This window comes from Halomonas sp. RT37, assembly GCF_040070525.1.
GTDB classification, from domain to species: Bacteria; Pseudomonadota; Gammaproteobacteria; order Pseudomonadales; family Halomonadaceae; genus Halomonas; species Halomonas litopenaei.
In genome coordinates, this window is sequence record NZ_CP098827.1 from 2,696,461 (window position 1) to 2,710,065 (window position 13,605).

General features: G+C 63.2%; 11 protein-coding genes and 3 tRNA genes. 8 read left to right on the forward strand and 6 right to left on the reverse strand.

The window, feature by feature from the left end; genetic code table 11:
• Window positions 1-234: 234 nt before the first annotated feature.
• Together NFG58_RS11540 and NFG58_RS11545 are read right to left on the reverse strand one after the other, a co-directional pair.
• On the reverse strand, window positions 235-792 hold the full coding sequence (locus tag NFG58_RS11540) for a cytochrome P460 family protein (RefSeq protein WP_348826543.1): 558 nt from the start codon (window positions 790-792) through the stop codon (window positions 235-237).
• Between the two features lie 154 nt (window positions 793-946).
• Window positions 947-1,567, reverse strand: a complete 621-nt coding sequence (locus tag NFG58_RS11545) for a riboflavin synthase subunit alpha (RefSeq protein ID WP_348826544.1) — start codon at window positions 1,565-1,567, stop codon at window positions 947-949.
• A 413-nt stretch (window positions 1,568-1,980) separates the two neighbouring features.
• On the opposite strand from NFG58_RS11545, the gene NFG58_RS11550 reads away from it, so the two are divergent.
• From NFG58_RS11550 to NFG58_RS11565, 4 genes are all read left to right on the forward strand, one after another.
• On the forward strand, window positions 1,981-3,024 hold the full coding sequence (locus NFG58_RS11550) for a methionine ABC transporter ATP-binding protein (RefSeq protein ID WP_045992472.1): 1,044 nt from the start codon (window positions 1,981-1,983) through the stop codon (window positions 3,022-3,024).
• The gene (locus tag NFG58_RS11555; RefSeq protein ID WP_045992473.1) at window positions 3,005-3,658 is read left to right on the forward strand and encodes a methionine ABC transporter permease; all 654 of its coding nucleotides are present in this window, start codon (window positions 3,005-3,007) and stop codon (window positions 3,656-3,658) included. Before NFG58_RS11550 ends, NFG58_RS11555 begins: the two co-directional genes overlap by 20 nt.
• Window positions 3,659-3,762: 104 nt before the next feature.
• Window positions 3,763-4,557 carry a MetQ/NlpA family ABC transporter substrate-binding protein gene (locus NFG58_RS11560; protein ID WP_045992474.1) on the forward strand — a complete coding sequence of 265 codons (795 nt, stop codon included), beginning with the start codon at window positions 3,763-3,765 and terminating at the stop codon, window positions 4,555-4,557.
• Window positions 4,558-4,636: 79 nt separating this feature from the next.
• Window positions 4,637-5,101 carry a GAF domain-containing protein gene (locus NFG58_RS11565; RefSeq protein ID WP_348826545.1) on the forward strand — a complete coding sequence of 155 codons (465 nt, stop codon included), beginning with the start codon at window positions 4,637-4,639 and terminating at the stop codon, window positions 5,099-5,101.
• Window positions 5,102-5,280: 179 nt separating this feature from the next.
• On the opposite strand, the gene NFG58_RS11570 is transcribed toward NFG58_RS11565, so the two are convergent.
• The 3 genes from NFG58_RS11570 to NFG58_RS11580 all read right to left on the reverse strand — a co-directional run bounded on the left by NFG58_RS11570 (window position 5,281) and on the right by NFG58_RS11580 (window position 5,596).
• Window positions 5,281-5,357, reverse strand: a tRNA-Val gene (locus NFG58_RS11570).
• Between the two features lie 61 nt (window positions 5,358-5,418).
• Window positions 5,419-5,495: transfer RNA gene (locus NFG58_RS11575), tRNA-Val, on the reverse strand.
• Window positions 5,496-5,519: 24 nt separating this feature from the next.
• Window positions 5,520-5,596 (reverse strand) — tRNA-Val (locus NFG58_RS11580).
• A gap of 476 nt (window positions 5,597-6,072) precedes the next feature.
• On the opposite strand from NFG58_RS11580, the gene NFG58_RS11585 reads away from it, so the two are divergent.
• From NFG58_RS11585 to NFG58_RS11600, 4 genes are all read left to right on the forward strand, one after another.
• Window positions 6,073-6,831, forward strand: coding sequence for a DeoR/GlpR family transcriptional regulator (locus tag NFG58_RS11585; protein ID WP_108133093.1), 759 nt, complete (start codon window positions 6,073-6,075; stop codon window positions 6,829-6,831).
• Between the two features lie 389 nt (window positions 6,832-7,220).
• Window positions 7,221-8,723, forward strand: a complete 1,503-nt coding sequence (gene glpK / locus NFG58_RS11590) for a glycerol kinase GlpK (RefSeq protein WP_348826546.1) — start codon at window positions 7,221-7,223, stop codon at window positions 8,721-8,723.
• A 145-nt stretch (window positions 8,724-8,868) separates the two neighbouring features.
• Window positions 8,869-10,497 carry a glycerol-3-phosphate dehydrogenase/oxidase gene (locus tag NFG58_RS11595; RefSeq protein ID WP_348826547.1) on the forward strand — a complete coding sequence of 543 codons (1,629 nt, stop codon included), beginning with the start codon at window positions 8,869-8,871 and terminating at the stop codon, window positions 10,495-10,497.
• A gap of 109 nt (window positions 10,498-10,606) precedes the next feature.
• Complete coding sequence (locus tag NFG58_RS11600) at window positions 10,607-11,683, forward strand: endonuclease/exonuclease/phosphatase family protein (RefSeq protein WP_348826548.1); 1,077 nt, start codon at window positions 10,607-10,609, stop codon at window positions 11,681-11,683.
• A 204-nt stretch (window positions 11,684-11,887) separates the two neighbouring features.
• Here the strand turns inward: NFG58_RS11600 and NFG58_RS11605 are convergent, their stop codons facing one another.
• Complete coding sequence (locus tag NFG58_RS11605; RefSeq protein ID WP_045992480.1) at window positions 11,888-13,267, reverse strand: class II fumarate hydratase; 1,380 nt, start codon at window positions 13,265-13,267, stop codon at window positions 11,888-11,890.
• Window positions 13,268-13,605: the final 338 nt, after the last annotated feature.

The window sequence follows — 13,605 nt, forward strand, 5'->3', positions numbered from 1 at the left end:
ACACCATATAGCAGGCCGTCCAGGGAATCACGACGATCCTGCACAACCTGGCCAACGCACAGGGAGCACGCAGGGTCGTCCGCGCGACCTCCAGCGCCACCACGTCAAGCAAGGCTGCCCGCCCCATAAAGCGGCATCCCAGCCCTCGACGATCGGCCGGGGCCAAACGCACATCGGGCGCGGTACGGCGAGTCCGCCGTACCGCGCCCGATGTCGGCGACTCTCGAAGGCGCGCTACTCTACCAGAATCGGATAGGCTTCGGTATAGATCCAGTCCTTGTCCTGGGCCGGGACATGACAGCCAAGACAGTCGGCCTTGTAGTCGGCCGAAACGTTGGTGGAAGGATCATCGGTCTTGAACAGCGCCCAACCCCAGCCATCGCCCCAACTGCCATTGCTGTCGGCAAAGCGGTCGGTGGAGTCCTTGACCATCACGAACCACTGCTTGATGGTCTCGTTCTCGTAGCTCACCCCGGCGCCGGTGGTGTAGTCGCCGGTGCTGTGTGCCCGCAACTCCTTGACCAGCACGGCGCCGTCGGGGAAGACCCCGTTCTCGCGGAAGGACGCGACGCTCTCGGGCTCGGTATAGACGTTATGGAAGCCACTGGCGTCCCCTTCGGGCACGAACCAGGAGCCCAGATGCGCCATCTCGGTGCGGAAGTTGTCCGGCAAGGAGATGGTGCCCTCGCTGTCCACCCAGGAAGACAGATCCTGGGCCACGGCAGCCGTGGCAATTCCCAACGCCGCTGCGGCGCACACGCCTGTCGCCAATGCCTTGGCTGTCATTTTCATGGTAGTCCCTCGCTGATCACGGTCGGTGCACTTAAAGGAATGTTACATCCGGTTAAGTTAGCAGCTTCTCAAGCGAGGGAGACCACCGCCGACGCCCGTCCGGGCGCTGCGGCACAAAGCTACAGCACTTGGCTGCAAAGGTACTTGTCGACGCTCAGCCCCTGGCCGCCATGACCCGCTCTACCGTCTCGACGATGGCCTGGGTCTGGGGATCGATCTCGAGATTGACCCTGTCTCCCGGGCGACGGTCGGCCAGTGTGGTACGGGCCAGCGTTTCCGGGATCAGGTCGACGCAAAAGGCCGGCCCCCGGGTATCGTTGCGCAACTCACCAATGGTCAGGCTGATGCCGTCCACGCCGATGTAGCCCTTGGCAAAGACAAAGCGCTCGAGCCCTTGCGGCAACAGGAACCACAGGCGACGGTTGTTGGGTGCCTCGTCGAGTTCCACCAGCTCCGCCTGCCCCATGACGTGACCGGACATGGCGTGCCCGCCGATCTCGTCACCGAAGCGCGCCGCCCGCTCGACGTTGACGCGATCACCGACGCTCAGACCGCCGAGATTGGTGACCCGCAGGGTTTCGCGCATCAGGTCGAAGCTGACCAGATCCCCATCGATATCGGTGACGGTCAGACAGACCCCGTTGTGGGCCACCGATGCGCCCAGCTCCAAGCCGTCACACAGGTGACGCGGCAACCGCACCAGATGGCTGCGAAAGGCCTCCGCTTCCTTGATCTCGACCACCTCGGCGGTGCCCTGAACGATACCGGTGAACATCTTTGTCTCCTTGCCATCACGGGGCCTTCCCCGAACCGGCCCAGTCTAGAAGCCGCGCCTCCAAAGGTCCACGCTTGCGCTGTTGTTCAGAAAACCTATCGCCAGTCACGGCGTCCGGCGGGCGGATCCACTACGACGTGGCGCCTACCCCGAAAGACCTTGCCAGCGGCTATGCGTAAACGATTGACAGGGTCCTTCGCTCGCCCTATCCTTGCCCGCTACATTTTTAGGCGCCGATTTGTACCCGGATTGCGGGCGCCCGTGCCGCGACGCTCACAAGGCGTCGGTGCATGAAGTGCAGCTAAAAGGGTGTGTCCAGCGTTGATGGCCACCCGTCAGGGTGGCCTTTTTTTGCCTGCCCATTGCCGTTCTCTTGCCCGCCCAGGTCCCTCGGTGCCCACCCGGTAGCTGAGATGATACGACTGACCAACCTTTCCAAGACCTTTGGTGCCGGCTCACGCGCCGTCAAGGCGCTAGCCGACGTCGACCTGCACGTACCCCAGGGGCAGATTCACGGCGTCATCGGCCTGTCCGGCGCCGGCAAGTCGACGCTGATTCGCTGCGTCAACCTGCTCGAGCGGCCTACCTCCGGCACCGTGGAGGTGGATGGCCAGACGTTGACCAGCCTCTCCGGCCCCGCCCTCAATCAGGCGCGCCACCGTATCGGCATGATCTTCCAGCACTTCAACCTGCTGACCTCGCGCACGGTATTCGCCAACGTCGCCCTGCCGCTGGAACTGATGGGCGTCAAGCGCGACGAGATCACCAAGCGCGTCACGCCCCTGCTGGAGCTGGTCGGCCTGGCCGACAAGGCCCAGCAGTATCCGGCACAGCTGTCCGGCGGTCAGAAGCAGCGCGTGGCCATCGCCCGCGCCCTGGCCAGCCGTCCCCAGGTACTGCTGTGCGACGAGGCCACCTCGGCGCTGGACCCACACACCACCGCCTCGATCCTCGAACTGCTCAAGGACATCAACCAGAAGCTCGGGTTGACCATTCTGCTGATCACCCACGAGATGGAGGTGGTCAAGTCGATCTGCCATCGCGTCAGCCTGATCTCCGGTGGCAGGCTGGTCGAGGAAGCCGATGTCGGTGACTTCTTCACCGCCCCGCGCACTCAGCTCGGCCGCGACTTCCTCAACGAATTCCTCGAACTCGAACCGCCCAGGGAGCTGATCGACCGCCTCGAGCAGACACCCGGGCCGAATTCGCATCCGGTGGTACGCCTGGCGTTTTCCGGCGACGCCGTGTCCACCCCGCTGATCTCGCGGCTGGCGCGGGAGTGCGGCGTGGACGTCAGCATTCTGCAGGCCAAGGTCGAGTCCATCCAGGAGCGAACCCTGGGCCTGATGATCGCCGAACTGATGGGGGATGCCGAGGACACCCGGCGCGCCCTCGCCTACCTGCAATCTCACGACCTGACAGTGGAGGTGCTTGGCCATGTCCAGCGCGATGTTTAACCTCATCCTCGAAGCCACCCTCGACACTCTCTATATGGTGGCGGTGTCCGGTGTGATCGCGGCCCTGGTCGGCATCCCTCTGGGCGTGCTTCTTTATGTCACTCGCCCGGGCCAGATCCTGGCCCAGCCGGTGCTGCAGTCGGTCCTCGGCATCATCACCAACATCGGCCGCTCGATCCCCTTCATCATCCTGATGGTGGCGATCATTCCGTTCACGCGCATGCTGGTGGGGTCGTCCATCGGCACCAACGCTGCCGCCGTGCCGCTGACCATCGCCGCGATTCCGTTTATCGCACGCCTGGTCGAGGGCGCGCTGAACGAGATTTCTCCCGGGCTGGTGGAAGCCGCCCAGTCCATGGGCGCCACCCCGTGGCAGATCATCACCAAGGTACTGCTGCCGGAGGCCCGCGGGGGCATCTTCACCGCCCTGACCGTCACCGCGGTGACCCTGGTCAGCTACTCGGCCATGGCCGGCGCCGTGGGCGGAGGTGGTCTTGGCGACCTGGGCATTCGCTACGGCTACAACCGCTTCAATCCGACCATCATGCTGATCACCGTTGCCATCCTGGTGGTCATGGTTCAGGCCTTCCAGAGCCTGGGCGACTATCTGGTGCGCAAGAGTGACCACAAGTGACATGCACCCTGCATGGCCTTAATAACCAAATTGCATTAGCGAAAGACGTGTTATTCCATTAACATCGCCACACACGTCACACACCGTTTCGGGAGACACTGAAGATGCGCAAGACACTGCTGGGCGCCCTGGCGCTTTCCACCCTGTCACTGGCGATCAGCCAGGCCAACGCCGATGAGCACAGCCTGAAGGTGGGCACCGTCGCCGGCCCCGAGACCGACGTCATGCAGGTCGCCGCCGATCTGGCCGAGGAGCGCTATGGTCTGGAGATCGAGATCATCGAGTTCACCGACTACGTGACGCCCAACGCCGCCCTGGCCGACGGCAGCCTCGACGCCAACGCCTACCAGCACGAGCCCTACATGAACGCCATGGTCAACGACCGCGGCTACGACTTCGCCATCGCCGGGCGCACCTTCGTCTACCCGATCGGGGCCTACTCCGAGAAGTACGAGAGCATCGAGGACCTGCCCGAGGGCGCCACCATCGCGCTGCCCAACGACCCGTCCAACGAAGGCCGCTCACTGATCCTGCTCCACAACGAGGGCCTGATCACTCTGGACGACCCCGAAAATCTGGAAGCCACGCCGCTGAATATCGTGGAAAACCCCCACGACTTCGACTTCCGCGAGATCGAGGCGGCCCAGCTGCCGCGCGTATTGCCCGACGTGGATATGGCCTTCATCAACAATACCTTCGCCCAGCCGGCCGGCCTGACCCTGGACGACGCCCTGGTCAAGGAAGGCCCCGAGTCGCCCTACGTCAACATCATCGCCGTGCGCGGTGGCGACGAGGATCGCGAGGAGATCCAGCAGCTGGTCGACGCCTACCAGAGCGACGAAGTCGCCGCCAAGGCAGAAGAGCTGTTCAAGGGCGCCGCCGTTCCTGGCTGGAAGTAAGCCTGACGCGCGCCCCCTCTCGAGGCCGGCCCCAGGGCCGGCCTCGCCGTTTTCACCCGCGGACACTGCCACACTCGACATGTCTTCCTACGATCTTCTCGACCGCCAGCTCACCGCCCTGCTCGACTCCGGCGACTGGCTGACCAACGCCGCCCAGACCTCGGCCTTCATCATGCAGGAAGTCCCGCGCCTCAACTGGGTCGGCTTCTATCTGCAGCGCCAGCCGCGCATGCTGTCCCTGGGCCCCTTTCAGGGCAAGCCAGCCTGCCATCCGATCCCCTTCGACAAGGGTGTCTGTGGCGCCGCCGCCCGAAGCCGCCAGACCCAACGCGTCGACGACGTCCACGCGGTCGCGGACCATATCGCCTGCGACAGCGCCTCGCGCTCCGAGCTGGTGGTACCGGTGCTCGACAAGGACGGTGAACTATGGGGCGTGCTCGACCTGGACAGCCCCGACCAGGGGCGCTTCAGCGAAGACGACCAGGCCGGCATCGAGCGCCTGGTGGCCACCTTCCGCCGCTTGAGCGGGCTCAGCGACGCCTGAACCGTCCGAACGGATGAATCGCGCCGCCCCAGAGGCGGCGCACTCACTTCAATGCCCACCCGCGGCTTGGCCACTGCGTTGATCAGGCGATGGCAGCAGTTGCCAAACACCGGCGACGGCGACGACCCTAGAAACGACAAAAGCCCCGAGGCGAGGCCGCGGGGCTTTTGTCTGTAATCTGGTAGGACCAGGCGGATTTGAACCGCCGACCTCCACGATGTCAACGTGGCGCTCTAACCAACTGAGCTATGGTCCTGAAGCAGGAAAGCGAGATGGCACGTCGCAATACGCCTTGCAATGGCACTGCGAGGTAGTGCTGGTAGGACCAGGCGGATTTGAACCGCCGACCTCCACGATGTCAACGTGGCGCTCTAACCAACTGAGCTATGGTCCTGCATCACTCGATGTGCGATCTAGCTGGTAGGACCAGGCGGATTTGAACCGCCGACCTCCACGATGTCAACGTGGCGCTCTAACCAACTGAGCTATGGTCCTACACGGCTGCCGAAACGAGGGAGTCACCACCCTCGCTGCTGACAACGGATGCGAATTCTACGCCTTCGGCAGAATTTTGCAAGCCCTTGAGTTCACCGAATGATTTTTTCCTTCGTGGGTCGCGTTCGGCGTCTCAAACGCCTTCACCGCAGCGCGATTCCACCATCGCCAAATCCGGTCGCGTTCGTTTACGATCATCGGGAATGCGTCTGGTGAAGCGAGATCCACGACAGCCTCATCGGCGTCTCCAAAGCGACGTCCTCGCCTGCAATGTACCAGGACGTTCCATGCACCAGGGCCTGCCTGTTCCAAGGGCATCGATGCACAAGGGCTTTCCATCTATCGAGGCCTTTCATCTACCAGGGCCTTTCAGACACAAGGGCTTTTCTTCTATCGAGGCCTTCCGTCTATCAGGGGCCTTTCAGGCACAAGGGCTTTCCATCTTTCAAGGCCTTCCAAGCACAAGGGCAATCGGGATGAACCAGCAGCAGCGTCAGGACGCCATCATTGCACTGGTCAGTCGCCAGGGATACGCCAGCATCGAGCAGTTGACCGATCACTTCGCGGTGACCCCTCAGACCATCCGCCGCGACCTCAACACACTGGCAAGCGAAGGCCGCTTGCGCCGAGTCCACGGTGGCGCGGGCCTCGAGTCGAGCACCGTCAATACCGCCTACGCCACCCGCAAGACGCTCAACCTCGACGCCAAACGACGCATCGCCGATGCCGTGGCGCGCCAGGTGCCGCACCACGCCTCGCTGTTCATCAATATCGGCACCAGCAACGAACTGGTGGCCGAGGCACTGCTTGAGCATCAGGGCCTGGAGATCATCACCAACAACCTCAATGTGGCGTCCATCCTGCATCACAAGGAAGACTTCAAGGTGATCGTCGCCGGCGGCCAGGTCAGACCCCGTGACGGCGGGATCATCGGCGAAGCGACCATCGACTTCATCCATCAGTTCAAGGTGGACATTGGGCTGATCGGGATCAGCGGCATCGATCAGGACGGCTCCCTGCTCGAGTTCGACTATCAGGAAGTCCGCGTCGCTCAGGCGATTATCGAGAACTCACGTCAGGTGTTTCTGGCCGCCGATCACTCCAAGTTTCACCGCAACCCGGTGGTGCGCCAGGGCAACGTATCCCAACTCGACGCCCTGTTCACCGATCGTGAGCCACCGGAGGCCATCGCACGGCTACTGCAGGAACACGGGGTCGCCCTGCACCTGGCCTGATCCTGCACCTGGCCTGGCCCAGCAGCTCTGTGTCATCTTGCGAAAACGTCAGGCCATCCCGATTCCTCTTCGGCCCCGTGGACGCCTTGGCGCACAAACCCAGCCGAGGCGACGTTCTTCCCCTGCTCTCCAGACGGCACGACCAAAGTGCTATCGAAAACTTTCGCGCTCTGGTTGTTCGTTCACGACCTCAACGCTACCTTTATTTTCGATAACGAACTTGTTGTGGCCTCGTACGACCATTGATCACCCGCGGCGGCGACGTTGCATAGGGGCACCCGACGTCGCTGCATCTGGCCATGTCCCTGCCGGCAGCACTAGACGGAAACCGTCTGCTCACCGAAGGTGAAGGTATCGCTCGACCACAACAACCGTCAGGACACCGGAACATGCCAACACGCTATATTCTCGCCTTTGATCAGGGCACCACCAGCTGCCGGGCCATCCTGTTCGACCAGGACACCCGCATCGTCGGCATCGCGCAGAAGGAATTCACCCAGCACTACCCCAAGCCAGGCCAGGTGGAACACGATGCCATGGAGATCTGGGGCAGCCAGATGGGAGTCGCACGAGAAGTGCTGGAAACCCAGGGCGTCAAGCCGTCCCAGGTAGCCGCCATCGGCATCACCAACCAGCGCGAGACCACCCTGATCTGGGACCGACACACCGGCAAACCGATCCACAACGCCATCGTCTGGCAGGATCGACGCACCGCACCGCTATGCGACGAGCTCAAGGCCCAGGGGCTGGAAGCCCATATCCGCGACACCACCGGCCTGGTGGTCGACGCCTACTTCTCCGCCACCAAGATTCGCTGGATCCTCGACCAGGTGGACGGTGCCCAGCAGCGCGCCGAGGCCGGCGATCTGCTGTTTGGCACCATGGACAGCTGGCTGGTGTGGAACCTGACCCGCGGCGAACGCCACCTGACCGATGTCTCCAACGCCTCGCGCACCATGCTGTTCGACATCAAACGGCTCGACTGGGACGACCGACTGCTCGAGGCCCTCGATATTCCCCGGGCGATGCTGCCCGAGGTCAGGCCATCCAGCGAGGTCTACGGTACCACCGCCAAGGAAATGTTCGGTGGCGCCCAGATCCCCATCGCCGGTATCGCCGGTGACCAGCAAGCCGCCCTGTTCGGCCAGGCCTGCTTCGACAAGGGCATGGTCAAGAACACCTACGGTACCGGCTGTTTTCTGCTGATGAATACCGGCGAGACCCCGGTGCCTTCGACCTCGGGCCTGCTGACCACCATCGCCTGGGGGCTCGACGGCAAGGTCACCTATGCGCTGGAAGGATCGATCTTCATCGCCGGCGCGGCGGTGCAGTGGCTGCGCGACGAACTCAAGATGATCGACTCGGCGGAAGACTCCGAATACTACGCCAGCAAGGTCGAGGATGCGGGTGGTGTCTACGTGGTCCCCGCCTTCGCCGGCCTCGGCGCTCCTTACTGGGACATGTACGCCCGTGGAGCGATCTTCGGCCTGACCCGAGGCTCGGGCAAGGAGCATATCACCCGCGCCACCCTGGACGCCCTGGCCTACCAGACGCGAGACATCATCGACGCCATGCAGAAGGACTCGGGGATCACCCTCAAGGCCCTGCGGGTCGACGGCGGCGCCGTCGCCAATAACATCATGATGCAATTCCAGGCTGACATGCTGGCGGTCGACGTCGAACGCCCCAGGGTCATCGAGAGCACCGCCCTGGGGGCGGCCTACCTGGCGGGGATCGCGGTGGGCATGTGGAACCTGCCGGGGCTCGCCACCCGGGGCGACATCGAACGCACCTTTACGCCTGCCATGGAAGACGCCGAACGGGAACGACGCTACAAGGGCTGGAAGAAGGCGGTGCGACGGACCATGAACTGGGAGCGCGACGAAGACTGAGCAGAAGGCCGTGCGACGGACCGTAAACCGGGAGCGCGACGAAGACTGAGCAGAAGGTCGTGCGACGGACCATAAACCGGCAGCGCGACCAGGACTGACCAGGCCGGGACTTTGCGCCCCCCTTCAGGAACCGCGGAGGACATGCATGCAACTACGTGACACCAATCTTCAGCGCCTGAAGGAAGAACGCTTCGATGTGCTGATCATCGGCGCCGGCATCAATGGCGCCGCCAGCGCCGCCGCGCTGGCCGGCAAGGGCGCCCGGGTGGCCCTGATCGACCGTGGCGACTTCGCCGGCGAAACCAGCCAGCACTCGTCCAACCTGGTATGGGGCGGCATCAAGTACATGGAAAGCTATGACTTTGCCCTGGTGCGCAAGCTGTGCAAGAGCCGCAATCACCTGATCAAAAGCTTCCCGTCGACGGTCCAGGAAATTCGCTTCCTGACCACCATCGACAAAGGGTTTCGCTATCATCCGCGCTTGCTCTGGGCAGGTACCTGGTTGTACTGGCTGATGGGCAACGCCTTCACCAGGCTACCGCGCTTCTTGACGCCAAAAGGCATCAATCGACGCGAGCCACTGGTCGATACGCGTGCGGCGATCGGTGGCTTCGAGTACTCCGACGCCTACCTGCATGACAACGATGCCCGCTTCGTCTACAGCTTCGTACGCTCGGCGCTGGACTACGGCGCGGCGGCGGCCAACTACGTCGAGTCGCGGGGGGCACGACGCAGCGACAACGGCTGGGTCGTTGACGCCCGGGACAACCAGAGCGGCGAGACCTTCAGCCTGCGCGCCGGAATCATCATCAATGCCACCGGCCCCTGGGTGGACGACCATAACGCCTTGAGCCGACAGACCACCGATCACCACCACGCCTATTCCAAGGGCATCCACCTGATCGTGCCACGGCTGTCGGAGCGCCAGCGCGTGCTGGCCTTCTTTGCCGACGACGGGCGGCTGTTCTTCGCCATTCCCATGGGGCCGCGCACCTGCATCGGCACCACCGACACCAAGGAAGAGCGCCCGGAGGTCGCGATCAGCGACGCCGACATCGACTTCGTGCTGGACAACATCAACAAGCGCCTGAGTCTGAAGCGCCCACTCGACCGTTCGGACATCATCGCCACCCGCTGCGGCGTGCGCCCGCTGGCGGTCAAGGCCAACGCCGGCAATGGCCGCGACTTTCTCCAGATGTCGCGCAAGCATGCCATCGACATCAACGCCAAGGAGCGCCATATCAGCATCTTTGGCGGCAAGCTTACCGACTGCCTCAACGTCGGCGAGGAGATCGTCAGAGAGGTGCAACGATTAGGCCTCGAGCTGCCACAGCCGCGCGCCCGCTGGTACGGCGAACCTTCGGACACGGACAGGCGAGAATTCCTGCACCAGGCAAGCCTGCTGGGCCTCGATGAGCGCACCCCCTCCTCGTCCAGTGAACCTCTGAGCAAGCGCCTGTGGCGTCGCTACGGCCTCAACGCCTTCGACATGCTGGAGCAGATCCGCCAGGACCCGCGACAGGGAGAGCTGTTGATCGAGGGTACCGAATACCTGCGCTGCGAGCTCGAGCACGCCGCCCGGCGAGAGATGATCACACGACTCGAGGACTTCCTGCGCCGCCGCTCCAAGATCGCCCTGGTGGTGGACACTCAGACCCTGCACGGGTCACCTGGCCTCGATGAGGCCGCCCGAATCCTGTTCGGCGACGAGGCCCAAGAACGGCTCGAGGAATACTTCGCGAGTGCCACACCGACATCGCGCGAACGGGCCTGAGGTCCTCAACGGCGCTCCTTGGCTCTATCGTTAAAGGCCGAGGACCGTTAGGCTCGTCATCATCATTGTTGCGCCGAGCCGGTGCGCCGGACCGAAAAGGGACCCCTGCATGCTCTCACTTGTCATCGATACCCTTCTGATCGCGGTGGTGACCATCGTCGCCGGCGCTACCCTGATCGCCAGGATTCCGTCCCACTGGTGGTGGCTCAGGGCCTGTGAGTTCCCCCGTGTCCAGATCGGACTCATCGGGTTGTTCTGTGCTTTGGCAAGCCCGCTGGCGAGCGACTCCCTGACACTCTGGATTGCCACGGCCGGCCTGGTCGTCTTTGCCATCCAGGCTTTCTATGTACTGCCCTGGACACCGCTGTGGCCGGTGCAGGTCATGGCCGCCAAGGGCGACGCCCCGGAGCGTTGCCTGACGCTCTTGATCGCCAATGTACTGACGCCGAACCGGCGCAGCGACGACCTGCTGGAGATCATCGCCGAGCGCGACCCGGACATGGTGCTGACCCTGGAATCCGACCAATGGTGGGGCGACAAGCTCGATGCCGGCCTGGCAGACGGCTACCCCCACGCCGTGCGGGTCCCGCTGGACAACCTCTACGGCATGCACCTGTATTCCCGTCGCCCGCTGATCGACACCGAGGTCAAGTGGCTGATCCAGGATGACATCCCCTCGATCCACTGTGAGGTGGAACTCGAAAGCGGAGATCATATCCGCTTTCGCGCCCTTCACCCCAGGCCACCGGCGCCGAGCGAGAGCGAGGAATCGCTGTGGCGGGACGCGGAGCTTTCGCTGGTCGCCGAAGAGATCCACCAGAACCCGGTACCGACGCTGGTCGCCGGCGACCTCAACGACGTTGCCTGGTCACGCAGCACGCGCCTGTTCTGCCGCGTCAGCGGCATGCTGGACCTGCGGCGCGGCCGCGGCATGTTCTCGAGCTTCCACGCCGGCTATCCGTTCCTGCGCTGGCCGCTGGACCATGTCTTCGTCAGCGAGCACTTCACCCTTGCCAAGATGGATCGGCTGCGGGCCTTTGGCTCAGACCATTTCCCGATCCTTGCCACCGTCTGTTATCGCCCCTCCAGAGCCGACGAGCACGACACCCCGGACGCCGACAACGAAGAGCATCACGACGCCCGTGAAACCGTCGAGGAAGCCAAGGAGCGCGATCAGTCGAGTTGAGTTCCCGCCTTCCAGGCGATGTCCATGTAGTGGTAACAAGTGTGGCGATGGACTCGCAGCAATAGAAAAGACGGGTAGCAGTAGAAAAGAAGAGCCTTGCCGTCGTGGCAAGGCTCTTCTTCTTCAAGGGGCGCTATTCCAAGGGGCGTTATTCCAAGAGGCGCTATTCCAAGAGGCGCCATGTCGGCCGCGCCCTCGTCACCTCTATTCGGGAATACCGCCACGAGTCAGGGAGGCGGGATCCAGCAGGCGTTCGAGCTCATCGCGTCCGAGGTCGGTCTCCTCCTCGGCCACGTCGATGATCGGCCGACCGGCCTGGTAGGCCTTCTTGGCGATGGCCGCCGCGGCGTTATAGCCGATCACCGAATTCAATGCCGTCACCAGGATGGGATTGCGCGCCAGTGGCTCACTCAGGTTGTCCTCGCGCACCTTGAAGGTGGCGATCGCCTTGTCCGCCAGCAGCCGCGATGTCTGGCTCATCAGGGTGATCGACGTCAGCAGGTTGCTTGCCACCAGTGGCAGCATCACGTTGAGCTGGAAGTTGCCGCTCTGTCCGGCGACGGTCACGGCGGTGTCCAGACCGATCACCTGAGCGGCGGCCTGGGCGGCGGATTCGGGTATCACAGGATTGACCTTGCCCGGCATGATCGAACTGCCCGGCTGCAAGGCTTCAAGCTCGATCTCGCCAAGCCCCGCCAGCGGGCCGGAGTTCATCCAGCGCAGATCATTGGCGATCTTCATCACCACACACGCCAGACCCTTGAGCTGACCCGACAGTTCCACCGCTGCGTCCTGGGAGCCAAGGCTGGCAAAGAAGCTGTCATTGGGCGTCAGAGCGAGCCCGGTGCGGGCGGAGAGCTCGGCGGCCATGCGCTCGGCAAACTCGGGATGGGCATTGATACCCGTGCCGACCGCAGTCCCCCCCTGGGCCAGCCGACACAGCCGCACCATGGCGCTGTCGAGACGCTCGATGGCCTGCCCCACCTGGCTCGACCAGCCACCGAGTTCCTGACCAAGACGCAGTGGCATGGCATCCATCAGGTGAGTGCGTCCGGTCTTGACCACCTCGTCCAGCTCTTCTGCCCTGGCGTCGATGACACCTCTGAGGTGCTCGAGCGCCGGGCGTAGCGTACCGGTAACTTCCAGCGCCGCCGACAGGTGCAGGGCGGTGGGAATGACGTCGTTGCTCGACTGTCCCATGTTGACGTGGTCGTTGGGCCCGACGCTCAAGTCATCGGAGCTCGCCAGGTGGGCGATTACCTCGTTGACGTTCATGTTGCTCGAGGTGCCGGACCCGGTCTGAAACACATCGATGGGAAACTGATCATCGTGCTGACCCGCGATGATCGCGTCTGCCGCCTCGACGATGGCACGACGACGATCGTCGTCCAGCAATCCCAGGTCGCCGTTGACCACCGCCGCCGCTCGCTTGATGCGAGCAATGGCGTGGATAAAGGCCGACGGCATCGGCTGGCCCGACACCGGGAAGTTGTTGACCGCGCGCTGCGTCTGGGCGCCATAGAGCGCATTGGCGGGAACCTCGAGCTCCCCCATGCTGTCGCGTTCGATACGGGTCTGCGTCATGGATCACTCCTGATCGTCAAAGGCAAAGGGTTAAGGGTACGGTCCTTCGTTTTCTCTTGAATACCATGGTGGCGAGACTTCCTGCTTGCAAGGCTTGCAGGGATCACATCGCTGTCATGTCTCCACACTAGGCTGAAGGCGATCCAGGGGCACGGTGAACTTGCACGCCGGTATCCCATCAAAGGGCGATGAAGGCTAGATAACGGACTTTTCGTCGTTTTTTCGCTGTTTCAAGCATTCTTTGGATCCAAACCCCTTTTCCCCCGATTCTCGACCCAATCCATGTTGCGATGCACAAAACCCTCTGCTATTGTGCACTGCAACAGACGACGCAACGG